This is a genomic window from Pararhizobium sp. PWRC1-1, from assembly GCF_049897905.1.
In the GTDB taxonomy this organism is placed as follows: domain Bacteria; phylum Pseudomonadota; class Alphaproteobacteria; order Rhizobiales; family Rhizobiaceae; genus Pararhizobium.
In genome coordinates this window covers 216,573-241,069 of the sequence record NZ_JAFCXE010000002.1, presented here as the reverse complement: position 1 = coordinate 241,069, position 24,497 = coordinate 216,573, and the positions used below count along the sequence as shown (strand labels likewise).

The window sequence follows — 24,497 nt, the reverse complement described above, 5'->3', positions numbered from 1 at the left end:
ATTCTTGTCGGTAGGGTGGCTCAAGGGGTCTGGAACGGGTCTTTTGCTCCGCGCTTGCCGTCCTACCCCTCCCCACAAGGGGAGGTCGGTTTCCCTCTTCTCCCCAGCGGGGAGAAGGTGCCCGAAGGGCGGATGAGGGGGTGGTTCGGCATGGAGGGGCAGGCCTTACATCGTGGCGATTTCTCAATTGTTCCATTTTCAGTTTCCCCGGATTTTACGCTTCAAGGTGGCTTCGCCCCCCTCATCCGGCCCTGCGGGCCACCTTCTCCCCGATGGGGGAGAAGAGGGAGTTCGCGGTCCCCTCAACACCTCAAGCCACGCCCAGAAAAATCCGCCGTGGTTTTCTCTGATGCTTCCTTGGCCGGGGCGCTGGAAAGTGCCGATGACTAAGTAATTTATATGACGCCTTCCGGCGCCCCGTTCGATGTCTTTTGCCGCGCTTCTCAGGTTCTTCTGCGCTTTCCTCTCTGACAGGAAAGCCTCCAATGCCCCAGCCCGGCCGCTTATCCGCCAGGCCTTTCAATGCGGCGGGGTTTGGCCCTGGGCCGTCCAAGGACGGCGTGACCACCCGGCACGCCCGGTTCATTCACGAACCGGAGGAGAACCGCCTTTCACGCAGCCCCGGGGATTTTGCGCGCGTTCCGCCAAACCATCCGGGCACCGGCCCCACCTCGCCGGCAACGCAAACCGGTGTATCCGTGGTGGGACGGGAAGAAGTATGGCACGGGTTTTGAGGGCGGGGATTTGCGGGAACGATTTTTTGATGGCGGCCGGAACCTGTTTCGCCTCCGCCCAAAACGGCGACTTCCCCGCGCTATTCTTGTTCCGGATATCTATTCGTGATACCTTAAATACCATTCGGCTGTTGCCAAACCAGAGCGGGATGGGTGGGTGAGAGATGAATTTTCTTTGCACTTCCGTTGTTGGAACCATGTTTTGGACGTCGGTTGTATGGGCCGGCCCGTTGCACGATGCGGCCAAAAATGGAGATGTCGCGAGCGCGAAGCAACTGCTGGAACAGGGTGCCAATGTGGCGGAACCCGATCCTGCTGGCGATCCGCCCCTCGTCATCGCGTCACTGGCCGGACATGCTGATGTCGTTGCCGTTCTGCTGGAACGCGGTGCTGATATTGAAGTTCGCAACAAAGGTGGGCTGACCGCCTTGCATGCCGCCGCCTATGGCGGAAATCTTGACGTCGTAAAGCTGCTTGTCGCCAAGGGCGCAGCGGTGAACGACAACAGGAATTTCTATCATATGACGCCGCTTCACGCGGCCGCCGAGGAAGGCCGCACGGATGTGGTCGCATTTCTATTGGTCAGCAAGGCGGACATCGAAGCGAAGGAACGAAACGGTGTGACGCCTTTGACCCAGGCTGGCTGGCGGGAGCATTGGGAGGCCGCGGACCTGCTTTTGAAAGCAGGCGCTGTCTGCCAGCAAGCCGGTATGGTTGGCGAGTGGCTCTACACCGAATGCACGAAACGAAAGTGACATTTTATTCAAACAGCAAGCCGGGCCGGCCAAACGGAGCACGCTATGTCTGATGATAAACGAAACCACTTTTTAAAGAGCGCAGTGACAGCAGGAGGCGTGGCCTGTTTCCTGCTGTTTGCCCCTAACGCGGCAGCCGAGGATCCCTTGGTCAATACGGGCTATTTCGGCGATGTCGCCATCAAAGGTTACGATCCGGTCGCCTATTTCACACAGAACGAGGCAGTGGAGGGCAGCTCAAAATACTCCCACCACTGGCTGGGTGCCACCTGGCATTTTGCGAGTGCCGAAAATCGTGACCTTTTCATAAAGGAACCGGCCAAATATGCGCCGCAGTATGGCGGCTATTGTGCTGACGGTGTTTCGCTTGGAACGGTGACTACCAATATCGATCCTAAAGCCTGGCGGATCATCGAAGGCAAGCTCTATATCAGCTATGATCCGGGCGCTGCCGACGGCTTTGAAAAGAACCCGACCAAAGTCGGCAATTCGCAGAAGCATTGGGCAGACGTCCAGCAGACCCTCGTTACGGAAAAGCTGCACAAAGATTGGCGCAAGAGCGTCAATTGATCCGTCCGCCGTGGCCGGGTTTGTGCTTCCTGTCAGGGGGATAGCGAGAAAAATTTCAGGGCCTGCGGCGTGACATGGACATATTGCGCGGCAGGGTTCTGCCTGTCCGTGTTGCGGTAGACGTACCCACAAACCATGCGGTCCAGGAAATAGCCAGCAAACGTCTCGCAGAGGCGGTCATCCTGGATTTCCGTCACACCGGTGATGCTGGTATTGGCGCTGCGATACGCAGTGTTTCCTGCCGTGTCGAAATACTGGATGAAATCGGTGCCGTTCTTGTGCTTGCCGGTCCATGTCTTGTTGTTGACCAGATTTCGCAGGTCTGCCCCGCTGATCCGATCGGCCTCAGCCCCTTTAAACCCGAAAGGCCATTCGGGAATACCGGCTGCCCGCAGAGCGGTCAAATGGTACTGCAGGTCCTCCTCATGCCAGTAATCGTAGAGATAGCCGTAATAGGTCAGATTGCTGTCCGGAAATAGTTCGAGCAACCTTGCCTTTTCCTCCGCCCCGCGCGCCGGTGCTCCCTGCGTCATGTATGCCGCCGCCAGATATTCGTGCACCGGTTCGGCGTTGGGGAGCGCGATCCGCGCCGCTTCCATGAAGGGGATGGCCCGTTCGTTGTCGCGTGCCGTGTAAAAGACGATGCCGGCCAAGAGTTGAAAACTCGGCGGGGGGGAAGGATCAAGCCGCAGGGCTTTCTCCATTTCAGCGATGGCCTGTTCATGGCTGCCGGTGTGGGCCAGAATGAGGGCCAGGTTTCCAAAGGCTTCCGCATCGCTTGGCTGGGCTTCCACGGCCTGGTTGGCGGACGCAATGGCCTCGGTCTCGCGCCCGTCGACCAGTTGAAGCAAGGCAAGCACAGCCAAAGCCCGCGCATTTTTGGCATCCAGCTTCAAGGCTTGCCCTGCCGCGTCATAGGCTATCTTGCGGGCCACGGCTGCCGACCAGAGATAGGTGTAGTCGTTGCGCCAGACATCGACGGCGACGCGGGCGATGCCGGCGTGTGCATTGGCAAAGTTCGGGTCGAGATCGATTGCCTTTTGGTAAAACGACAATGTCCTGCGATAGGTCTCGACATCGCTGTAGGTTATCCCCTCCTGCTCCGCTCTCAGATAGTAGTCGTAGGCCTCGAGATTGTCGGTGGGGATTCGTGCCAATTGGTCCCGTTCGCCCTCGCTCAATTTGACGGCCAGGGCCGAGATGATCTTGCCGATAACATCGTCTTGCACCGCAAAGAGGTCGGCATATTGGCGATCGTACCGCTCGGCCCAGAGCGACAGTCCGGTGAGTGCATCGATAAGCTTGACGTTGATCCGCAGTCTTGCGCCGGCCCGCTGCAAAGTGCCTTCCAGGACGTAGTGGACACCGAGTTCCGCCGCCACGTCCTGGATTTTGCCGGAGGTATCGCCGATCGCGAAAACGGAATGGCGCGCGATGACGAAAAGGCCGGACACCTTTGACAGTTCGGTGATGAGATCGTCTGTCAGGCCTTCAGCAAGGTGATCATGCTCCTTGTCGCCGCTGACATTGATAAAGGGCAACACGGCGACTGATGGTTTATCCGGCAGCGGGTAAGCCAGGCGGTTCACGGCCGCCGGCGTTTGCAGAAGCGTCCAGGGTTGCCACCAGAACGCGGCACCCGCCAACAGAAGGAAAACGATCGCCGCCATTGCGGCTGGAATCCGCCAGGAACGCCGCTTTTTGCGAGCGCCAATCGTCTTGCCCGCCACTGCCGGGTCCAACAAAACCCGGTACACCCGGATCGGCTCACTGATGCTTTTGACCTTCTGTTCCCCCAGTGAGGCGTAGCCGACCGCAAGTTTCGTTTTTACCTGGTCATAGGCGGTCCCGGAAATGGCGATGCCGCCCGGTTCGGCCAGCGCCTGTATCCGGTCGGCAATGTTGACGCTGTCACCGTGGATGTCCTCACCCTCGACGATGATGTCGCCGAGATTGACGCCGATGCGGAAATCGAGCCGCTGTTCGGCTGGCACGGCCGCATTCTGCTTGGTTTTCTGCTGCTGCACGCCGATGGCACAGCGCAAGGCATCGACGACGCTGTGGAATTCGACCAGCAGGCCGTCTCCCATGGTCTTGACCAGCCGGCCACTGTGTTCGGCAATCCCCGGCTCGAAGATATGCTGCATATCGGCCTGGAAACGAACGCGCGTGCCTTCTTCGTCGATCTGGCTCAAACGACTGTAACCAACGACATCGGCGATCAGGATTGCTGCGAGATGACGCTCCATGTCCGGGCTTTCTCGGCGTGCTCTGGGCGATATCCTACAGTAGGTCCATCGCCGATGCCATCGCGGTTGTCCAAATCCAGGGCCGTCAGGACAGGATGGCAGGCCCCAATCCGCCCTTCATAACCCCGGTCGGCAGCGCCACATCCTTCGTGCCGATATCCGTCACCATCTTGCTCTCAACCGTTCATGACCCTCGAACGACGGAAAGTGCGGCAGGATCTCCTCGGCCAGCTCCTGGATGATCTCTTTAACGGGGCGTTCCGAAAATTGGATGCCAAGGGCGGCATGATTGACACCGGCCTCCCGCCACGCGTGAAGAAGCGCTATCAAGCCCTTTCTGCCGGTCCTGAGCACGAAGCCGCCTTGCAGCGGGGTGGGCGGGAAATCGATATCGTCGACAAGATCGAGCCATTCGTTGGTCATGTGCGGCCTGAACCCGCCATCGGGGATAACCTTGCGCCATGCACGAATGTTCGCGGCCAGCCGTTTCGGGCCGTCTGCGGTATGGGTGGCCTGCGGATATGTCAGCCAGCCATCCGCGTGTTCCGCCACCCATTCCGGCGATTGACGGCTTGATCCGTCACAATGAGCGGGATACGTCCTGCTGCGGGTTTGGGCAATAAAGTTGCTTCCTGGATCGTACCCAACGTTCCGCGAATGGACGGCTGGCCTGCCGCGACAAGCTGGCGAAACCAGGCGACAGCTTCTGCGAAACGCGCGCTACGCGTGTCGAAATCGATACCATAAGCCGGGAACTCGACAGGCCGGTCGCCTGATGCAATGCCCATCACCAGCCTTCCGCCCGAGAGATGGTCGATCGTCGCCGACATTTTCGCAAGGTCGATGGGATGGCGCAAACTGAAGATCGCACTTCCAGTTGCCAGCGCAATGCGCTCGGTCTTCGCCGCCAGGTAGGCGAGATAGGTGAAAGGGTCGAAGACTTGCCCCGCATCACCGAAGTTTGGATCGTATAGCGGGACGTCACGGACCCACACGGCCGCAAAGCCCCGGCGATCAATATCGGCAACGTGTTCGGCCTGGCCTTCCAACACCCGCATGTCACCCTGCCAAAAACGCAACGGCAGGAAGATGCCGATCGTCAGATGGCCGGGTGCGAACATGCGGCGATAGCCCGGATGCGCTGCGAAGGTATCAAAGGAGGCCCCTCCAAGCAGGTTGCCCGTCGTTGCGGTGTTATCCATAATGTTCATCGTGATCGTATCCTATGAAATGCTTGCTCAGGGGCCGGTTGCCGGAGCCGGAAGGGAAATGCCGCGTTGGACGGCAGGGCGCAGGGCAACGTGATCGTGCCACCGGGTAAGGTGCTGGTGATGAGTAAAGCCAAATCCGCAGATCACGGCGATGTGGGTCCAGCCGAAATTGGCGATATCCGCGACGGAGTAATTTTCGCCCGCCAGCCATTCATTCGTCGCAAGCCGGCCGTCGAGCACCGCGAACGCGTCTTCCGTCAGGCGGCGGTAGCGCTCGATTGCCGCGGGTATTTTAGCTTCGGCAAACATTTCGAAGTGAACCCGCTGACCCAGAAGCGGTCCGATGCTCGATGAATGGAACTGAAGCCACTTGATCGCTTCCCATCGCGCAAGGGTCGCCTGTGGAAGAAGCTGTCCGCTCTTCTCTGCGAGATAGAGCAGGATGGCGGCGGATTCGAACAAAGTGACGCCAGTCTCGTGATCGACGATCACTGGAATACGGCCGTGCGGATTGAGGGCCAGGAAGGCCGGTTGCTCGCCTTGGTCGATGTCGATATGATGCAGGCGATAGGGCAACGCCAGTTCTTCGAGCGCAATTGTTGCCTTGAACCCGTTCGGGGAAGAGTCGGTATAAAGGTCAATCATTCAGGCTGCCCGCTGGGGAGATACAAAATCCGGCCTGATCTGCACTGCAGTGTTGCGGCCACGGTGATGACGGGACCGTGGAAATTCGTCGATGGTAAGTTTGGCATGTGTTATGCGTCGCTTCCTGATATGCGCTTTTCTAAATTTGCGCGGTGGCATAAAATCTGTTAATACGTTGAATTATTGTCGATAAAAAACGATTCATTCTTCGCTTAAAGTTTAGGTGAGCTAATCATTGAATCCCGTTCTCCCCCTCCTTGCGCTGCGCGCATTTGCTGAAACCGGGCGTCATGGCAGCCTGAAGAAAGCGGCGGATGCCATGGGCGTCACCGCCGGGGCCATCAGCCAGCAGATCAAGCAATTGGAAGATCGCCTTGGCGTGATGCTGTTCACACGCACGCGTTATGGTGTGCGTTTGACGCCAGCCGGCGAGAAGGTGCACCCGGCACTCGTTCTGGCTTTCGACCAGATCGCTCGCAGTCTTGACGTCCTGGAGACGGTCAATGCCCGGCCGGCGCTGACCGTCAGCACGGAGCCGTCTTTTGCAGCATCCTGGCTGGTGCCTCGCCTCGGACGGTTCACGGCCCGTCATCCGGAGATCGAAATTCGTGTGGAGGCGACGTCGGAACTCGCCGATCTACAAAGGGATCGCGTCGACGTTGCCATCCGTCATGGTCTTGGTCGCTATCCGGGCCTCGTTTCGGAACGATTGATGACCCCGGTTCTCCTGCCTGTCACAGCTCCTGCGCTGTTGAGGAACGGGCCACCGATCAACAATCCCGCAGATTGCCTTGCCTATCCGCTTCTTCAGGACAGTGCACGGGCGGATTGGCCGATGTGGTTTCGGGCCGCCGGTGTTACCGACGATCAGCGCGCTGAGCGTGGGCCATCTTTCGACGACGATTTCCTGCTTGTCCGTGCGGCCATCGCCGGTCAGGGAATAGCCCTTGTGCGTGATCTGTATGCCACTGAGGAAATTGCTCTCGGCCGCCTTGCGCTGGCATTGGAAACCCCTTGGCCAACCGATTTTGCTTACTACGCAGTCACGCATCCGCAAACGGCTGCGCGCAAGACGGTGCAGCAGTTTATCGGCTGGCTGAAGGCGGAGGCGTCAGGGGAATTCCTGTCAGGCTGACGGGCTGCGCAAAATAAGCGCATCAGGGCAGGCAGGTTCGGGGCTATGTCCGCTTCCGGCTATGCGGCCAAGAGGTCAGTTGCCTGTTGGGCCAGAGCCGCCATTGACGTCATGATTTGATGGACATAAACAGACGTATTGGCAGAAGGAGACTTATGCGCAGAGGATCAGATTTAAACCGCATGTAGCGGTATCGCTCGGCACCACCAAGGTGCCGGTCTTCTTTGCATATCTATTCTGTGGAGTTCTCATGGAGAACCAAAATCCGGTGGTCCGGCCGTTTGTGGCGGCGACGGACACCAAAAAACTGTCGGGCATCTGGCTCGACGCTTCCCTTCTCGCTCACCCGTTCATCGGTGCATCCAGGCTCATCGAACAGCGGCAACTGATCGAGGAAAAATACCTGCCCAATGCTGAGACCTGGGTAGCCTGCCACATGGGTGAACCCGTTGGCTTCATCAGCTTGATGGACACGTTCATCGGGGGAATTTTTGTTGCCCCGGACCAGCAGGGCCGGGGAATTGGACGCACGCTGATCACCCATGCGGTGGATCGAAAAGGCGCGCTTTCATTGGAAGTCTATACCGAAAACGAACAAGCCATGCGGTTCTACACGGCGTTTGGGTTCGTTGAAGTGTCGCGGAGAGCCAACGACGATGAAGGCTTTCCGTTCCAGAACGCGCATTTGCGATTAAAGGGCTGAAACAGCGGCCGGGCGACCTCATGGGTTGCCCGGCTGTGACGGTTTCTGGCGCAAGCCGGGCGCCCCGCTATGCCCCTCAAATCGGCGCCGGATACATCTTGTGCAGCTTGGCAATGCCCTTCAGCACGTCTGCCGACAGCACCACATCCTTTGCCCCGATATTCGTCTTCAATTGCGCCATGCTGGTCGCTCCGATGATCACCGAGGTCATGAAGGGGCGCGTCAGGCTGAAGGCGAGTTGCATCTGGGCGAGGTCGAGATCGCGTTCGCGGGCAAGGGCGGCGTAGGCCTGGACGGCTCCTTCCTGGTATTCGGTGTAGCGGCCGCCGAGGTCGCCGTTGATCGACAGGCGCGAGCCTTCGGGATTGGCGCCGTTCAGGTATTTGCCGGAAAGAAGACCGGCGGCCAAAGGCGAATAGGCGAGCAGGCCGACATTTTCGTGATGGCTGACTTCGGCCAGGTCGAGGTCGAAGGCGCGGTAGAGGAAATTGTATTCGTTTTGCAGAGAGGCGACGCGCGGCAGGCCGTGTTTTTCGGCAAGCGACAGCATCTTCATGGTGCCCCAGGCGGTATCGTTGGAGAGGCCGATGGCGCGGACCTTGCCTTCCTTGACGAACGCGCCGAGCGTTTCGAGGATGGCGGCAAGATCCTCGATCGTCGCGGATGTGTCCTGATGCGAGGGGTCGTAGGTCCAGGCCTGGCGGAAATGATAGTGGCCGCGGTTTGGCCAGTGCATCTGGTAGAGATCGACATGATCGGTCTGCAGGCGCTTCAGGCTGATCTCCAGCGCCTCGCGCATGGTCTTCGGGCTGGCAGGCGAACCGCCGCGGATATAAGGGCGGCCGGGGCCGGCGACCTTGGTGGCGACGACGATCTCGTTGCGCTTGCCGCTCTTCTTCAGCCAGGTGCCGATATAGTCCTCGGTCAGCCCCATGGTTTCCGGGCCGGCCGGGGTGACGGGGTAAAGCTCCGCGGTATCGAAGAAGTTGACGCCTTGGCTGACGGCATAATCCATCTGCTCATGAGCTTCCGCTTCGCTGTTCTGCGTGCCCCAGGTCATGGTGCCCAGGCAGATTTCCGAAACCTTGATGCCGGTGCGGCCGAGTGTGTTGTATTTCATGGTGCTCAAAGTGCCTCAAAACTGTTCGGCGGCGAATGTAGAGGCTGTTTGCTGCAGCGCAAGAGAAAAGCGGTTACCGTGCACAGGCTGGGCTTTGGGGCTCAAAAGCTTGACTCAGGGGCCAGGAATGTGAATGGAGAGGAAAAAGCCTATGCCTGCCTTATGTTTGCCGGCAAAGAGTTGGAATGAAACGGCGTGGCCAGACCACGCATGACGAGGAAAAACCTCATGGCAATTGCATTCACATTTCCAGGACAGGGCAGCCAGGCGCTCGGCATGGGCAAGGATCTGGCCGATGCCTTCCCTGAAGCAGCAAGCGTCTTTGCCGAAGTCGATGACGCGCTCGGCGAAAAGCTCTCCGACATCATGTGGAACGGCCCGGAAGAAACGCTGACGCTGACGGCCAACGCCCAGCCGGCGCTGATGGCGGTGTCGATCGCAGCTCTCAGGGTCCTGGCAGCCAAGGGCCTCGACCTGAAATCCAAGGTTTCCTATGTCGCCGGCCATTCGCTCGGCGAATATTCCGCGCTCTGTGCCGCCGGCACGTTTTCGCTGGCAGACACGGCCCGGCTGTTGCGCATTCGCGGCAATGCCATGCAGGCGGCAGTTCCTGTTGGTAAAGGCGCGATGGCGGCGATCATCGGGCTGGAACACAGCGATGTGCAGGCTATCTGCGATGCCGTCGGCGAGATCGGTTCCTGCCAGATCGCCAATGACAATGGCGGCGGCCAGCTGGTGATTTCGGGCGAGAAGGCGGCGGTCGAAAAGGCGGCGGCGCTCGCGACGGAAAAGGGCGCCAAGCGCGCCATCCTGCTGCCGGTTTCGGCACCCTTCCATTCGACGCTGATGGCGCCTGCAGCCGATGCCATGCGCGAGGCGCTGGCAACTGTTTCCAAGCACGATCCGGCCGTGCCGCTGATCGCCAATGTGCGCGCGGCCCCGGTGACCGATGCCGGCGAGATCGCCACACTTCTGGTCGAGCAGGTCACCGGTCAGGTCCGTTGGCGCGAAACCGTCGAGTGGTTTGCCGCCCATGACGTGACGACGCTGTACGAGATCGGCTCCGGCAAGGTGCTGAGCGGGCTTGCGCGTCGCATCGACAAGACAGTCACCGGCATCGCCGTCAATTCTCCCGCCGACATCGACGCGGCGCTTCAAACTCTGCTCGGCTGAGCCGACCCCAACAAGGACCCAAGACCATGTTCGATCTGTCTGGCCGCAAGGCCCTCGTTACCGGCGCATCCGGCGGCATCGGCGAAGAAATTGCCCGCATCCTGCATGCGCAGGGCGCCATTGTCGGCCTGCACGGCACCCGCGTCGAAAAGCTGGAAGAGCTGGCCAATTCGCTCGGCGAGCGCGTTCACCTGTTTCCGGCAAACCTGGCTGACCGCGATGCCGTCAAGGCGCTCGGCGAAAAGGCGGAGGCCGAACTCGGTGGCGTCGATATCCTCGTCAACAATGCCGGGATCACCAAGGACGGCCTGTTCGTGCGCATGAGCGACGCGGACTGGGACGCCGTTATCGAAGTCAACCTGACCTCGGTCTTCCGGCTGACCCGCGAGCTGACGCATCCGATGATGCGCCGCCGCCATGGCCGCATCATCAACATCACCTCGATCGTCGGCGTCACCGGCAATCCGGGCCAGGCCAATTACTGTGCCGCCAAGGCCGGCATGATCGGTTTTTCCAAGTCGCTCGCCCAGGAAATCGCCACCCGCAACGTCACCGTCAACTGCGTGGCACCTGGCTTTATCGAAAGTGCGATGACCGGCAAGCTGAACGACAAGCAGAAGGACGCCATCATGGGCGCCATCCCGATGAAGCGGATGGGAACGGGCGGAGAAGTGGCCTCCGCAGTTGCTTATCTGGCTTCGAATGAGGCCGGTTACGTCACCGGCCAGACCATCCATGTCAATGGCGGCATGGCGATGATCTAATTCCTTGGTACGGGCCGTCAAAGGCCTGTGTCGCCACGTTTTCGCATCAATCGGAGACGTGGGGGCGAAATACCGGGAATTGCATGTTGACCAAGCCATTCCCGGAGATTTTCGGACTTTGCGACAGACTTAAACCGTGTTAAGCGGGCCATGACTGTGCGCAGTCGATCGGAAGATATGCGGTATACGCTGGCTTTGGCAGGCGTGGTTTGCCCGCTTTCGATTGAAGGAATTGCCGGGCGGATCGTCTTGATCTACCAGGCGTTAATAGGGTACCGATGTCAGAACGGCATCGTTGAGAAAAACAAAGGTCGAGGAATCCGACATGAGCGACGTAGCAGAACGCGTAAAGAAAATTGTTATTGATCATCTTGGCGTCGATGCCGAAAAGGTTTCGGAAGGCGCAAGCTTTATCGACGATCTGGGCGCTGACTCGCTCGACACCGTCGAACTGGTCATGGCATTCGAAGAAGAGTTCGGCGTCGAAATTCCTGACGATGCAGCGGATTCGATCCTGACGGTCGGCGACGCCGTCAAGTTCATCGAAAAGGCACAGGCCTGATATCAGGCCGTGTTCGGGCGGGGCGCTCTGCGGCCCGCCTTTCGTCCCTTTAGCGGGACTGCTCCCCATTTCGGGAGCAAAAAGCGTGGTCAAGGAAAGCCTGATGGCTTCCGTACCTGAGATCACGCAGTACAGCATCACGGAAAAGGATGTACGGATCCGGTTTTTAGCGCGAGGTCCGGTCCGGTTCTGAGACTAACAGGCAGGATGGATCACGGGCATGAGACGTGTCGTTATCACCGGTACCGGCATGGTATCTCCCTTGGGTTGCGGAACCGAGATATCCTGGTCGCGGCTCATTGCCGGCGACAATGCCGCCCGCAAAGTCACCGAATTCGAAGTCGACGACCTGCCTGCAAAGATTGCCTGCCGCCTGCCGTTCGGCGATGGCACCAATGGCACCTTCAATCCCGACAACTGGATGGAACTGAAGGAACAGCGCAAGGTCGACAGTTTCATCATCTATGCGATGGCGGCAGCCGACATGGCGCTTGCCGACGCTGACTGGCATCCGAAGACCGACGAAGACCAGATCGCCACCGGCGTGATGATCGGTTCAGGCATCGGCGGCCTCGAAGGCATCGTCGAGGGCGGCATCACGCTGCGCGACCGAGGCCCCCGCCGGGTTTCCCCCTTCTTCATTCCAGGCCGCCTGATCAACCTTGCCTCCGGCCAGGTATCGATCCGCCACAAGCTGCGTGGCCCCAATCATTCCGTCGTCACCGCCTGTTCCACAGGCGCCCACGCCATCGGCGACGCGGCGCGCTTCATCATCATGGGCGACGCCGATGTGATGGTCGCCGGCGGTACGGAATCGCCGATTTCGCGCATTGCGCTGGCCGGTTTCGCCGCCTGCAAGGCGCTGTCCACCCAGCACAACGACGACCCGACCAAGGCATCGCGCCCGTACGACAAGGATCGTGACGGCTTCGTCATGGGCGAGGGTGCCGGTATCGTCGTCCTGGAAGAGCTCGAACATGCCAAGGCGCGTGGCGCCAAGATCTATGCCGAAGTGGTCGGCTACGGTCTGTCCGGCGACGCCTATCACATCACCGCTCCGGCCGAAGATGGCGACGGTGCTTATCGTTGCATGCAGATGGCTCTGAAGCGTGCCGGCCTGTCGGCGTCCGATGTCGATTATGTCAACGCCCACGGCACCTCGACCATGGCCGACACGATCGAGCTCGGTGCGGTCGAACGCGTCATGGGTGACCATGCAGGCAAGGTCTCGATGTCATCGACGAAGTCGGCGATCGGTCACCTGCTCGGTGCGGCTGGTGCTGTCGAGGCGATTTTCTGCGCGCTGGCGATCCGCGACAATGTCGCGCCGCCGACGCTCAATCTCGACAACCCCTCGGTCGAAACCAAGATCGACCTAGTGCCGCATGTGGCGCGCAAGCGCGAGATCAATGTCGCCCTGTCGAATTCGTTCGGCTTCGGTGGCACCAACGCCTCGTTGATTCTGCGCCGCTACGCCTGATTTCGGACACAACAGGCCCGCCGGATGGCGGCCTGTCATCAACGCCGGCATCGGCTGGCGTGCCCTGCAAGTACGATAATTCTCCCACTATCGTGCTTTTGCCGCATTGCTCGGTTCAAACATGGCATATGGACGATTGCGACTGAGCCGGTATCGTCAGCATGTGGCTTTGTAACCATGCTGACACAAGGCCAGAGGCGTACTGTCGCTATAATCGTGACAAGGTGATTCTCATTCCTGCTTCTCTTCTGGAGTTCGCATCAGGAATGGAGACGTGCATGATGCGAATTCCAGACCCAGGACACCAGTGAACGACGCAAACGAAAACAACGCAGCGCCTTTCGGCCGCAACGAGGCGGGCAATAACGGCCCGATCATCCCGAAATCGGCGAGCGAAGCTCTTCGTCCGGAAAAAGTGCCGCAGCCGCCCAAGCGGTCGCGCAAGGCAAAAAGCCAGGTCGTTATCTTTCTGAATTTCCTGATGACCGTGATCGTCTGCCTGACCATCGCTGCAGCCGGGACGGTGTATTATGCGATGTCCGCCTATGAGGACAATGGGCCGCTGACGGCCAATACCAATTTCATCGTGCGCAGCGGGGCCGGCATCCAGGAGATTGCCAGCAACCTCGAGCGCAACAATATCGTTTCCGATGGCCGCGTCTTCCGTTTCATGTCGGAAGCCTATCTCGAGGACAATGATACGCTGAAGGCCGGCGAATACGAGATCAAGGCCGGCTCCTCGATGCAGGAGATCATGCAGCTTCTGAAATCGGGCAAGTCCATCCTCTACTCGGTGTCCCTGCCGGAGGGCCTGACGGTCAAGCAGATGTTTGCCAGGTTGAGCAGCGATCCGGTTCTGGAAGGCGACCTGCCGGCGCAGATGCCGGCAGAGGGCACGCTTCGTCCGGATACCTACAAATTCTCGCGCGGCACCAAGCGTGCGGAAATCGTCGCGCAGATGGCGGCGGCGCAAAAACAGCTGGTCGATCAGATCTGGGACCGGCGCGATCCGGACCTGCCGATCGCCAGCCGCGACGAATTCGTCACCCTGGCCTCGATCGTCGAGAAGGAAACCGGCATCGCTGACGAACGGTCGCGCGTCGCTTCCGTCTTCATCAATCGCCTTGAAAAAGGCATGCGTCTTCAGTCCGATCCGACGATCATCTATGGAATTTTCGGCGGGGACGGCAAGCCGGCGGACCGGCCGATCCTGAAGTCGGACCTGGAGAAGGACACCCCCTATAATACCTACATGATCAAGGGCCTGCCGCCCACGCCGATCGCCAATCCGGGCCGGGCAGCGCTTGAAGCGGTTTCCAATCCGTCGCGAACATCCGACCTCTATTTCGTCGCCGACGGCACGGGCGGACACGTGTTTGCGGCCACGCTCGACGAGCACAACAACAACGTCCGCCGCTGGCGCAAGATCGAGGCTGAAAAGGCCGCTGCTGCGGCAAAGGAAGCCGAGCCTGCACCGGCTCAGCCGTAAGAGGCTGGATTTCCGGCATCACGCTTGTGGATGATACGGCTCCGGTACGCTTGACCCTTGCGGTTGACCGTGCTGGGGCCGTACACATTCATGCATCAATTCAATGTCCTGCCGCGTCTTTCCATTGGTTTTGATGCATAGGCGCCGTAGGGCCGGAGGACAACACGATGCCGCTGCAATCCATGACGGGATTTGCCCGCCGCGAGGGGACTTGCGGACGCTATCGCTGGGCGTGGGAACTGCGCTCGGTCAACGGCAAGGGCCTCGATCTGCGGCTGCGCCTGCCGGCGGGCACCGAGCATCTGGAGACCGAAATCCGCAAGCTGGCCGGCGAGTGCTTTTCGCGCGGCAACATGCAGGTCAACCTCAACGTCAGCGCCAGCGAGACCGGCGTCGAGCCGGTGATCAACCAGGGTGCCCTTTCCGCCGTCCTGTCGCTGCGCGAGCAGTTGCGCGATGTCATCGATCCGTCACCGCTGCGTCTCGACACGCTGCTGTCCATTCGCGGCATCGTCGATTTCCGCGAGCCGGAGGAACAGGAAGGCGAGCGCACTGCGCGCGACGGCGATATCCTCGCCGGGCTGCGGCAGGCACTTGCTGACATGACATCGATGCGTGAAGGGGAGGGCGTGGCGCTCTACCGCGTCTTGCTGGAGCAGATCGACAGGATCGAGATGCTGACCGGCGAGATCGATACCGATCCGTCGCGCAGCGTTGCCGCGATCACCGCCCGCCTTGCCAGCCAGATCGCCCTGGTGATGGACGGCGGCTCGAAGGTCGATCCGGATCGCCTCTATGCCGAGGTGGCGATGCTGGCGGCCAAGGCCGATATCCGCGAGGAGATCGACCGCCTGCGCACCCATGTGACGGCTGCCCGCGACCTTTTGAAAAAAGGTGGGCCCGTCGGCCGCAAACTCGATTTCCTTTCCCAGGAATTTAACCGCGAATCAAATACCATCTGTTCCAAGTCGAATACCGCTGCCGTGACCGCCGCCGGTATCGAACTGAAGGTCGTTATCGACCAGTTCCGTGAACAGGTCCAAAATCTGGAGTGACCATGAGCCCCGCGAGCCAAACCTCTATCAAAGCCATTCAGCGCCGCGGCCTAATGCTGGTGATCTCGTCGCCTTCGGGCGCCGGCAAATCGACGATTGCGCGCAACCTGCTCGAATCCGACCCGCACATGAGCATTTCGGTCAGCGTGACGACGCGCAAGCGGCGTCCGAGCGAGATCGATGGACGGCATTATTTCTTCAAGTCGATCCGCGAGTTCGAGGGGCTTCGCCAGACCGACGCGCTGTTGGAATGGGCCGAGGTCCACGGCAATTTCTACGGAACGCCGCGCGACGCCGTCGAGGCCGCCATGTCGGAAGGACAGGACATGCTGTTCGATATCGACTGGCAGGGCGCCCAGCAGTTGCAGGAAAAGATGGGCGGCGACGTGGTGTCGATCTTCATCCTGCCGCCGACCATGGCCGAACTGCAGTCGCGCCTGCACCGCCGCGCCGAGGATACCGAAGAGGTCATCGCCACGCGGCTGGCCAATTCGCGCTCCGAGATCGAGCACTGGCTGGAATACGACTATATCGTCGTCAACGAGGACCTCGACAGCGCCTTTGCCTCCGTCCAGGCCATCGTCGAAGCCGAACGCCTGCGCCGCGACCGCCGCCCTGGCCTGTTCGAATTCGTCAACGGGCTTTTGACGGAAACGCCGAAGATCGCGTAATCGCGCGGCACGCTCCCTCTTCTCCCCAGCGGGGAGAAGGTGGCCCGCAGGGCCGGATGAGGGGGCCAAACACTCAGAATGTGCCGAACCGCCCCCTCATCGCCTCGCATCGCTCGGCTCTTCTCCCCGTTGGGGAGAAGAGGGAGACCGGGGTTGGCGCATTAAATCCGTAGAACTGCACTCGTAGTGAAGTTGGCAGGGGTGTCCCCAGCGGCTCGCTCTTCAAACCGCCATCAAAGGCAGTTCGCCAACCGGCAGAATTCCTCTACCGACAACGTTTCCGCCCGGCGTTTCGGGTCGATCTCCGCCTTGGCCAGCAAGGCTTCGCCGCCGATCGACTTGACGCTCTGGCGCAGCATCTTGCGGCGTTGGCCAAAGGCAGCCATTGTCACTTTTTCGAGGTCTGCGGCCGCGCAGGGGATCGGGTTTTCGATCGGCTCCAGATGAACCACGGACGAGGTAACCTTCGGCGGTGGTGAGAAGGCCTGTGGCGATACGTCGAAGGCCATGCGGGCATTGGTGCGCCAGCCGCACAGCACGCCGAGGCGGCCGTAATGGTCGTCATCGGCGTCGGCGACGATCCTGAGGCCCACCTCGCGCTGGAACATCAGCGTCATCGACTGGTAGAACGGTGGCCATGTTTCAGGCAGGAGCCAGTTGACCAGAAGCTGCGTGCCGACATTGTAGGGCAAGTTGGCGATGATCTTGACGGGGCCTTCGGTAACAAGGTCCTCGAACGGCGTCTTCAACGCATCACCCTCGATCACCTCAAGGCGGCCAGGATAGAAATCGGCGATCTCCGCAAGGGCGGGCAGGCAGCGGGCGTCCCGCTCGATCGCGATGACCTTCTTGGCGCCCAGCGACAGGATGGCGCGGGTGAGGCCGCCGGGACCGGGGCCGACCTCGATCACGGTCACACCCTCCAGCGGACCGGCCGTGCGGGCGATCTTCTGGGTGAGGTTGAGATCGAGCAGGAAGTTCTGGCCGAGCGCTTTCTTTGCGTCGAGGCCGTGGCGGGTGATTACATCGCGCAGCGGCGGTAGGCCGTCGATCGCCGCCATCAGTTTTTCCCTCGTTCGGCATTATCCGCCAATTGCTGGGCCATCCGCAGTGCTGCCAGCAGGCTGTCGGCGCGGGCAATGCCCTTGCCGGCAAGGCTGAATGCAGTGCCGTGGTCTGGCGACGTGCGGATGAACGGCAGGCCGAGCGTGACGTTGACGCTATCGTCGAAACCGAGCGCCTTGGCAGGGATCAGCGCCTGATCGTGATACATGCAGATCGCCACGTCATAGGTGGCGCGGGCGCGATCGTGGAACATGGTATCGGCGGGCAGGGGGCCGGTAATGTCGACGCCTTCAGTCTTCAGCCGCTCGATGACGGGGCGGATGATCGCATCGTCTTCCAGGCCCAATGCGCCATTTTCACCGGCATGCGGATTGAGGCCGGCAACGGCGACACGCGGGGAGGCAAGGCCGAAACGGTTCTTGAGGTCACGCACGGTAATGACGCAGGTCCGGTAGATCAGGTCGGCGGTCAGCTGTTCAGGCACATCCTTCAGCGGGATATGGATGGTCACAGGTACGGCCATCAGTTTCGGTCCGGCAAGCATCATCACGGGCAGCAGCGGTTCGCCGGTCAGGCGCTCGCCAAGATCGGCGAGAAATTCGGTATGGCCGGGAAATCTGAAGCCGGCGTCGTAGAGCACCGACTTGGCGATCGGATTGGTGATGATGGCGGAGGCCGAGCCTTGCATCGTCAGCCGCACGGCGGTTTCGATGGCGCCGGTGATCGCGCCCGCATTGGCGGAATCCGGCATGCCCGGGGTGACCGGGCTGGCGCAGGCCACCGGCAAAACCGGCAGCGCATCGTTGAAGGCCACAACAGCGCCGTTGCAATCCGTTTCCCGGATCGCCACGGTGTGGCCAAGAGCACGCGCCCGGGTATCAAGCGCAGCGGGATCGCCGATGAAGACGAAGGGCGGCGTCCGCCACGTCTGCCTGTTCACCCATGCATCGAGGCTGATATCGAGGCCGATCCCGGCCGGATCGCCCATGGTCAGGGCGAGCGGCCTGTCGCGTGTCGGGCTCATAATAGTACTGTTACTTTTCAACGATCTGCGCGTGCTTGCGCAACTCTTCGATATAGCGCTTGCTGTTGGGCTCTTCACCATCGGTCTTCTTGCCGAGATCCTCCGCACGGAAGACCATTTCAGCAGCCAGGTCGTCGGAGACTTCGCGCTTCTTGCAGATGGCGAGATATTCGACGCCCCGTTCGGTGACGCGGGTCGAGGTCGTGTTGCTGTCGCCGGCCTTTTCGATCAGCGGCTTCCAGTCGGCGGGAAGTTCCTGCGCCATCATGCGGCCGAGATTGCGGATCGAGACATCACGCATCGTGGCTGCAAACACCTTGGCCTGCTCGCAGCCCGGAAATTGTGAACGCGAGGCATTGGCTTCCGCCTGGCGCTTGCCGATGATGGCGTTGCGCTTAGCGGCTGGCACGACGAAAATCACCTGCTGCAGGAAGTATTCCGTCGTCACCGGCTTATTGCCGCCGGCTTCCTGCATGCGGCGGACAAGGTCCTCATTCGAAAGGCGTCCGCCACTGCTGCCGCCGTAGCGGGCATTGACGACGCGTGGCCAGCTCATGGCAACGGCGACATAATTGCGGAAGTGATCGATGCCGACGCCTGCCTGATCGAGAACCTGGGACAGCTGCTGAACGCTCAGCTTGTTGCCGGCGGCAAAGCGTCCGACGGCAGCTTCGACTTCCGAGGTGCTGACCGAAGCACCGACCCGCAGGACTTCTCCGCGCTTCAGCGCTTCGTCGATCATCTGCTCGCGGGCAGCCGCGGTTCCACCGCTTTGCTTTTGAAGGCGCATGAAGGCCGTCCGCTTGGCGATATCGCCGGATGTGATGGGCTCACCATTGACGACGGCAACGACCTTGCTGGTGGCGGCATAGGTGGCCGGTGCGGCAGCGAGTGTCAGGCTGCAAGCAAGGATCATTGCCGAAACCGTACGCGCGATCGAGAATTTCCCGCCCATTCTTTGTCCTCTTCATTTTCCGCCGCAGCTGGAATCTGCAGCGGCCATGATTGTGATGCAAGCGCAATCAACCTGCGCGTTTCCTTGCAAGGATGCATAGTACATGCGGCCGAACAATGACAAGACCCGTCGCTCGCCGCAAAAAGCGGTTCTGCCCGCCGCAAAGTGGCCATACGTCCGGCATGGTTGCCGGAACACCGAGGAGGGCGCCGCCGGGCGGCGCGCCTCAGTTCAAGCCGTCGAACTTCGTATCGCCCACGTCGATGTCGCCGAGCGTCCGGAAGCTGATGCGTGCGCCGATCGACCAGTCGTTGGCTATCGTCTGATCGGTATCGCGCTCTTCTTTGTAGACAAGCGAGAAGATCGTATCGCGGTCATCATAGGTGATGCCTATGCCGTTACGGGTGATGACATTGCTGTTCAGATCGTAGGTGACCGAACCGAATACCGACCAGTAGTCAGCGAACTTGTACGCCGCAGCAGTCTGGATTTCGTCCTGGTCATTGAGCGAACCGTAGATCGGCTGCGCCTGGATGCTGGTATAGGTCACCGCCGTCTGCCAGAAAATGCCCTGGTAGCCGAGCGTCGCGTCGGCACGGCGCATGTCGAGGGTTTTCTCGTCAAAACGGCTGCTCAGGCTGGCGGTAAGACCAGACGGTGCATCGATGCCGATCATGGCGACATAGTCGGACCGGTCCGTTTCGAGGCCGGAATTTGCCCCGGCCTTAATCAGATCGTCGGTCGCAAAGGAATTCAGGCCACCGAGATGGAACGACTGTCCGGCAATTGCACGCAACGCGTAACCGTTGCCGAGTGCCCCGGTATAACGGATGCCGAGATTGGCACGCGTACCGCCTTCCATGCGGTCATAGCCTGAAAACTTGTCGCGATCGAACAGTGAGGTGGCGTCGAAGACGAAGCTCTGCGCATCCTCGTTCGGCAGGCCACCGGCATATTGTTCGTCGGGACGGGCAAAGACCTGGGCGATCGGCTCAAGAATATGGCTACTGTACTGGGTGGTCAGCAGGATCGGGTAGCGCGCATCGATACCGGCTGTGAGCATGCGCCGCGTAGTGCCGTCACCGTCATAGTAGTTGCCGCTGTAGTTGCTGGGATCGGTCATCGACGTGCCGATCGCATCGCCACGGGCGGCGAACATTGGTGTCAGCGACAGACCGCCTGGAACGATGAAATTTCGTTTCCATTCCACCTCGGCGGACAGACGGTGATAGGTGCCGTCGAGACCGGGATAGCGGTAGACCTGATCGCCGATGGGGCCGACGACGTACGAATCTTCGCGATTGCGATTGATGTTGGTCAGGTTGAAATCCGCAGTCAGTTCACCGCCAAGTACCGGTTCCGGATGCGTATAGGAATAGTCAAGAACCTGCGCCACCGCCTGCTTGTTTTCGGCGATGCTGTCGGGATCCGCATCCTGGATGTCGAAATAGAACGCACGTGCGTCGAAAGAATTCCGCTTGCCGAGACCGGTCAGGTAAACCTGGTTCGTCAGCGTCGTGCCGTCAAACGTCGATAGCTCATAAGTCTTGGCGAAGTTGTTGTCGCTTTGAACGACGACGTCCCAGCCGAACGCCCAGCGCGGATTGATATCGAACTTGGCCTTCGAGCCGATCATGCCACGGACGGTTTCCTGAGCGTCGACCGTGCCATTGGTAAAGCCCTCACGGTTCATCTGGCTGATGCCAGCCATGGTGAGAATATGCTCACCATTCTCGAAACGCTGGCGGAATTCACCCTGCAGCAGGAAGCCCTGGCGTGTTAAGCCCGTTGCGGTGACTGTCGCATCCATATAGGGCGAAATCGCCCAGTAGTAGGGGATGCTCACGCCGGCGCCGAGCTTCTGCGTATAGCCGAATTTCGGGAACAGGAAGCCGCTCTTGCGCTTGACCGTCTGGTCTGGAACCTCAAGCACGGGCAGGTACAGGATCGGCTTGCCGAACAGCTCGAACTTGGCATTCTCCATGCGGATCGTATGGGTCTTGCCGTTCTGGACGATGCGCTGCGCCTTGACGTGCCAAAGCGACTTGTGGTCGGGATTGGTCGCGCAGGGGGTGCAGGCCGTATAGACGGCGTTGTTGAGGATCATTTCCTCGCCATTGCGCCGCTCGCCGGTGACAGCGGCGAGCTTCGTCAGGTCGGTCGTTTCCACCCGCAGCCGCTCGATGAAGCCGTTGCCGAAATCATCGGTCACGTCCATCTGGTCGGCATAGACCTTGTTGCCGCCGGGCTCGATCAGCTCGATTTGACCGGTCGCAATGATGCGCCCGGTCTTCTGGCTGTATTCGACCTGCTGGGCGACCATCTGGTAGCCGCCGTAATTGATCTGGACGGCGCCGCGCACGATCACGCGCTCAGCGTCCTTGTTGTAGACAAGTTCATTGGCCGACAGAAGCATCTTGGCATCTTCGGGCATTTTGGGATTGAACGAATCGATCTTGGTTTCTTGTGCCCATGCGGGTGCGATCGGCGTCAGCGCCTGGAGCGCAACACCGGAAAGCAGAATGGCCGCCAGCAGCCTGATATGTTTGCGGTTGCTTGCCGCCACTAGCCATCCTCCTCATGCAATAGAATCGTCGAGCCCAGCGCCATCGCTACAACAACTGGCAACCAGGCTGCAACGAACGGAGGCACTATGCCGCTGCTCCCGAATGCTTTGACAAGCACGGTGACGACATAAAGCACGAAGCCCGACAGGATTCCACCGAGAATTACCGGTCTCGATTGGTTAAACCGGCTAAATTTTAACGAGACGCTTGCAGCGATCAAAGTCATTGCGACCAGAAGCAATGGAAGCGCCAGCATGGAGTGGAATTGGGTTTCCATGGCATTGGTCGGGAAGCCGAACGACTTCGCCACTTCAATTTTTCGCCTAAGGTCGAAAAACTGAATAGAATCAGCCTTCGTCAACGTTTCCTGAACGAATTCCGGCTTGAGGTGAGTCGGAAGCTGTGCCGTTGCAAGACGCCGAGGTAGCTGTCCGTTGCGGGTTTCCGTCACATCGTTAAGAAGCCAGTAACCATCTTCCAGTTTTGCTGTGGCTGCATCCTGCCTCGAGACGATTGTGCCAAGCGGATCGAAATGGATCACCGTGACGTTGACCAGCGTCTTGCCTTCGTCCTGGACGGACCGGGCGCCGATGATCGTATCGTCTTTTCCGTAGATCTGGCGAAGCCAGGGGATCGAGATTGCCAAAGCCGCCGAAGAGGAGCTTCCCCATTCCGCCTCCAGCGCCTCTGCCTGCTTTGTTCCCCATGACGCAATCGGATTGAGCGCAATGACGGTCAGGACGCCGAATAGGAATGCACCAATGACGAAAGGCTGCAGGAACTGCCAGACGGAAATGCCGGCAGCGCGCGTCACCACCAGTTCGTATCGGCGATTGAGCGAGATCAGCGCTGCCATACCGGCAAACAAGGCCACAAACGGTACAGTCTGCTGCAGGATCGTCGGAATGCGGAATGCCGTCATCAAAAGCGCGCCGGTCACCGAATAGCGCGGCAGCTGCGCCATCCGGTTGGAAAGCTCGCTGAAGTCGATGATGAAGATCAACGCAAAAATGCCGATCAGAAACCAGAAGGTGGTGACCGCGTAGCGCCTGAAAAAATAACGTCCGAGCGTGGTGAAGATCATGGAGACTGTTTCCCGTCAGATGCCGGGGTGGCCTTTGTCAGGCGCAGGCGAACCAGGATCTCGTTGACCTTCTGCTCCAAGGTCAGGGGAATTTCAAGCCGCTTGTTACCCATCAGCTGCCGTATCGCCAGATAGCCGGTGGCGAGCGGTATCAGATACATGATCGGAATAAAGAAGCGCGATTCCTCGGCGCTGTTGGCGGCATAGAATGTTGCCCAGCGCACGAACAAGCAGATGAGAAGCGCTGTTATCATCGGATGCACGCGCGCTTCGCGGTGTGAGCGGGCATCGCTGCTGGCAACCAGCGCGATCAATGCGAACAACAGCGGAAACGTCCACTCGGTCAGGCGGCGGTGCAGCTCGGCCGTGAAGGAGCTCGGATTTCTCTTGTAGACCGGATCTTCGGGATCCGGGTTGAGCAGGAATGGCAGGTCGCGATCCTTCGCGCGGATCGTGGTTTCTCCGGCCATCTTTGTCATGTCGGTCAGATCGAATGCGTAGCTATCGAACTTGATGATCGAGACATTGCCATCCGGCAGCTTTCGATGGACCTCGCCATCCTTCATCACTAGGGCCGAACCGTTATCGTCGACGGCGCCTTCGCGGGCGTAGTAGACCAGTTCATAAGCCGGATCGCGCGAATCTGCGACGAAGATTCCGTGCAGGACGCCGCCGCTGCGGCGCGAAGCGACCTGAACATACAGACCGTCGGCAATCTTGCGGAAGGTGTTTTCCTGAACCACCGATGACAAGAGGTCAGCATGAGCGGTGGCGATCATCTTGCGCACCGCCATGCGCGAGTAGGGCTCGACGAAGTTATCCACCGTGAACGACAGCACACTCAGCGCGATCCCGAGATAGATGACCGGGCGGATAATGGTGCTGCGCGAGGCACCGGCGGCGTTCAGCACCGTCAGTTCCGAATCGGAATTCATCGCCGTCAGCGTTTGTGCAACGCCAATGACCAGCGCAAAGGGCAGAATGAGTGGAATGATCGAAGGCAGAATAAGCGTTGCGAGGCGCATGAACGCAAGCGTCGACTGGCCGCTGTCGGTGACGAGGTTGACGCTGGTCAACGCCTGCGTCGTCCAGACGATCGCCATCAGCGGCAGCAGCGTTGCAAGGAACATGCCCGTTGCCCGCCGGAGAATATAGCGCTCGATCAGTTTCATGCTGTGTCCCGGCTCATCTTCCTGCCGCATGAGCAGCCAAGCGCCGCCGATAGGTCTCCGGCCGTTCCCTTTGCCCGTATTGCGCTGTTTGAAACGGTTTGCAAGTTTTCCACGACTATCAAATTGTAAAAGGGCAGGGCTAAGGCTTGGCAAAGAATGATAGTTAACAGCATGTAAACGCGCCGGTGCGGCTTGCCAAGGCCATCAAAACCAAGAACGGTGCACGAACCTGTTTCGGGCTTGCGGTTGATGGCGAATGTTTGCCACTGTAACCGCCATGTAACATGCCGGCATCTGCGCAAGGCCATTCTGGA

At 59.9% G+C, this 24,497-nt stretch carries 23 protein-coding genes; 11 read left to right on the top strand and 12 right to left on the bottom strand.

Features of this window, described 5'->3' with window-relative positions:
• Positions 1-898 precede the first annotated feature (898 nt).
• Both ACP7E0_RS04780 and ACP7E0_RS04775 read left to right on the top strand, forming a co-directional pair.
• Positions 899-1,489, top strand: coding sequence for an ankyrin repeat domain-containing protein (locus ACP7E0_RS04780; RefSeq protein WP_426123298.1), 591 nt, complete (start codon positions 899-901; stop codon positions 1,487-1,489).
• Positions 1,490-1,534: 45 nt separating this feature from the next.
• Complete coding sequence (locus ACP7E0_RS04775) at positions 1,535-2,059, top strand: YHS domain-containing (seleno)protein (RefSeq protein WP_426123296.1); 525 nt, start codon at positions 1,535-1,537, stop codon at positions 2,057-2,059.
• A 32-nt stretch (positions 2,060-2,091) separates the two neighbouring features.
• Here ACP7E0_RS04775 and ACP7E0_RS04770 read toward each other — a convergent pair whose 3' ends face one another.
• The 4 genes from ACP7E0_RS04770 to ACP7E0_RS04755 all read right to left on the bottom strand — a co-directional run bounded on the left by ACP7E0_RS04770 (position 2,092) and on the right by ACP7E0_RS04755 (position 6,164).
• The gene (locus ACP7E0_RS04770; RefSeq protein ID WP_426123295.1) at positions 2,092-4,308 is read right to left on the bottom strand and encodes an adenylate/guanylate cyclase domain-containing protein; all 2,217 of its coding nucleotides are present in this window, start codon (positions 4,306-4,308) and stop codon (positions 2,092-2,094) included.
• A gap of 162 nt (positions 4,309-4,470) precedes the next feature.
• Positions 4,471-4,731, bottom strand: coding sequence for a hypothetical protein (locus ACP7E0_RS04765; RefSeq protein WP_426123293.1), 261 nt, complete (start codon positions 4,729-4,731; stop codon positions 4,471-4,473).
• 101 nt (positions 4,732-4,832) lie between these two features.
• A complete protein-coding gene (locus tag ACP7E0_RS04760; protein ID WP_426123291.1) occupies positions 4,833-5,519 on the bottom strand; it encodes an LLM class flavin-dependent oxidoreductase in 687 nt (228 codons plus the stop codon).
• Positions 5,520-5,546: 27 nt separating this feature from the next.
• Positions 5,547-6,164 carry a glutathione S-transferase family protein gene (locus tag ACP7E0_RS04755; RefSeq protein ID WP_426123290.1) on the bottom strand — a complete coding sequence of 206 codons (618 nt, stop codon included), beginning with the start codon at positions 6,162-6,164 and terminating at the stop codon, positions 5,547-5,549.
• Between the two features lie 235 nt (positions 6,165-6,399).
• On the opposite strand from ACP7E0_RS04755, the gene gcvA reads away from it, so the two are divergent.
• Together gcvA and ACP7E0_RS04745 are read left to right on the top strand one after the other, a co-directional pair.
• Complete coding sequence (gene gcvA / locus ACP7E0_RS04750; RefSeq protein WP_426123289.1) at positions 6,400-7,299, top strand: transcriptional regulator GcvA; 900 nt, start codon at positions 6,400-6,402, stop codon at positions 7,297-7,299.
• A 250-nt stretch (positions 7,300-7,549) separates the two neighbouring features.
• Complete coding sequence (locus tag ACP7E0_RS04745) at positions 7,550-8,002, top strand: GNAT family N-acetyltransferase (RefSeq protein ID WP_426123288.1); 453 nt, start codon at positions 7,550-7,552, stop codon at positions 8,000-8,002.
• A gap of 76 nt (positions 8,003-8,078) precedes the next feature.
• Here ACP7E0_RS04745 and ACP7E0_RS04740 read toward each other — a convergent pair whose 3' ends face one another.
• Entirely contained in the window at positions 8,079-9,122 is a 1,044-nt protein-coding gene (locus tag ACP7E0_RS04740) for an aldo/keto reductase (RefSeq protein ID WP_426123286.1), read from the bottom strand.
• Positions 9,123-9,350: 228 nt separating this feature from the next.
• On the opposite strand from ACP7E0_RS04740, the gene fabD reads away from it, so the two are divergent.
• The 7 genes from fabD (at position 9,351) to gmk (ending at position 16,316) form a co-directional block, all read left to right on the top strand.
• Positions 9,351-10,295 (top strand): ACP S-malonyltransferase, encoded by a 945-nt coding sequence (gene fabD, locus ACP7E0_RS04735; protein WP_426123285.1) that lies wholly within the window; start codon positions 9,351-9,353, stop codon positions 10,293-10,295.
• A gap of 26 nt (positions 10,296-10,321) precedes the next feature.
• Positions 10,322-11,059 (top strand): 3-oxoacyl-[acyl-carrier-protein] reductase, encoded by a 738-nt coding sequence (fabG, locus tag ACP7E0_RS04730; RefSeq protein ID WP_113245345.1) that lies wholly within the window; start codon positions 10,322-10,324, stop codon positions 11,057-11,059.
• A 325-nt stretch (positions 11,060-11,384) separates the two neighbouring features.
• Positions 11,385-11,621 carry an acyl carrier protein gene (locus tag ACP7E0_RS04725; RefSeq protein ID WP_018327362.1) on the top strand — a complete coding sequence of 79 codons (237 nt, stop codon included), beginning with the start codon at positions 11,385-11,387 and terminating at the stop codon, positions 11,619-11,621.
• Between the two features lie 220 nt (positions 11,622-11,841).
• On the top strand, positions 11,842-13,101 hold the full coding sequence (gene fabF, locus ACP7E0_RS04720) for a beta-ketoacyl-ACP synthase II (RefSeq protein WP_426123281.1): 1,260 nt from the start codon (positions 11,842-11,844) through the stop codon (positions 13,099-13,101).
• 307 nt (positions 13,102-13,408) lie between these two features.
• Complete coding sequence (gene mltG, locus ACP7E0_RS04715) at positions 13,409-14,590, top strand: endolytic transglycosylase MltG (protein WP_426123280.1); 1,182 nt, start codon at positions 13,409-13,411, stop codon at positions 14,588-14,590.
• Positions 14,591-14,757: 167 nt separating this feature from the next.
• Positions 14,758-15,645, top strand: coding sequence for a YicC/YloC family endoribonuclease (locus tag ACP7E0_RS04710; RefSeq protein ID WP_426123279.1), 888 nt, complete (start codon positions 14,758-14,760; stop codon positions 15,643-15,645).
• A 2-nt stretch (positions 15,646-15,647) separates the two neighbouring features.
• Complete coding sequence (gene gmk / locus ACP7E0_RS04705; protein WP_426123277.1) at positions 15,648-16,316, top strand: guanylate kinase; 669 nt, start codon at positions 15,648-15,650, stop codon at positions 16,314-16,316.
• Between the two features lie 233 nt (positions 16,317-16,549).
• Here gmk and rsmA read toward each other — a convergent pair whose 3' ends face one another.
• From rsmA to ACP7E0_RS04670, 7 genes are all read right to left on the bottom strand, one after another.
• Positions 16,550-17,377 carry a 16S rRNA (adenine(1518)-N(6)/adenine(1519)-N(6))-dimethyltransferase RsmA gene (gene rsmA, locus ACP7E0_RS04700; RefSeq protein WP_426123275.1) on the bottom strand — a complete coding sequence of 276 codons (828 nt, stop codon included), beginning with the start codon at positions 17,375-17,377 and terminating at the stop codon, positions 16,550-16,552.
• Complete coding sequence (gene pdxA / locus ACP7E0_RS04695; protein ID WP_426123273.1) at positions 17,377-18,405, bottom strand: 4-hydroxythreonine-4-phosphate dehydrogenase PdxA; 1,029 nt, start codon at positions 18,403-18,405, stop codon at positions 17,377-17,379. Before pdxA ends, rsmA begins: the two co-directional genes overlap by 1 nt.
• A gap of 10 nt (positions 18,406-18,415) precedes the next feature.
• A complete protein-coding gene (locus tag ACP7E0_RS04690) occupies positions 18,416-19,360 on the bottom strand; it encodes a peptidylprolyl isomerase (RefSeq protein ID WP_426123272.1) in 945 nt (314 codons plus the stop codon).
• A 226-nt stretch (positions 19,361-19,586) separates the two neighbouring features.
• On the bottom strand, positions 19,587-21,926 hold the full coding sequence (locus ACP7E0_RS04685) for an LPS-assembly protein LptD (protein WP_426123271.1): 2,340 nt from the start codon (positions 21,924-21,926) through the stop codon (positions 19,587-19,589).
• Positions 21,926-23,011 (bottom strand): LPS export ABC transporter permease LptG, encoded by a 1,086-nt coding sequence (gene lptG / locus ACP7E0_RS04680; protein WP_426123269.1) that lies wholly within the window; start codon positions 23,009-23,011, stop codon positions 21,926-21,928. Before lptG ends, ACP7E0_RS04685 begins: the two co-directional genes overlap by 1 nt.
• Entirely contained in the window at positions 23,008-24,183 is a 1,176-nt protein-coding gene (gene lptF / locus ACP7E0_RS04675) for an LPS export ABC transporter permease LptF (RefSeq protein WP_426123268.1), read from the bottom strand. Before lptF ends, lptG begins: the two co-directional genes overlap by 4 nt.
• A complete protein-coding gene (locus tag ACP7E0_RS04670; RefSeq protein WP_426123267.1) occupies positions 24,180-24,491 on the bottom strand; it encodes a hypothetical protein in 312 nt (103 codons plus the stop codon). Before ACP7E0_RS04670 ends, lptF begins: the two co-directional genes overlap by 4 nt.
• Positions 24,492-24,497 lie beyond the last annotated feature (6 nt).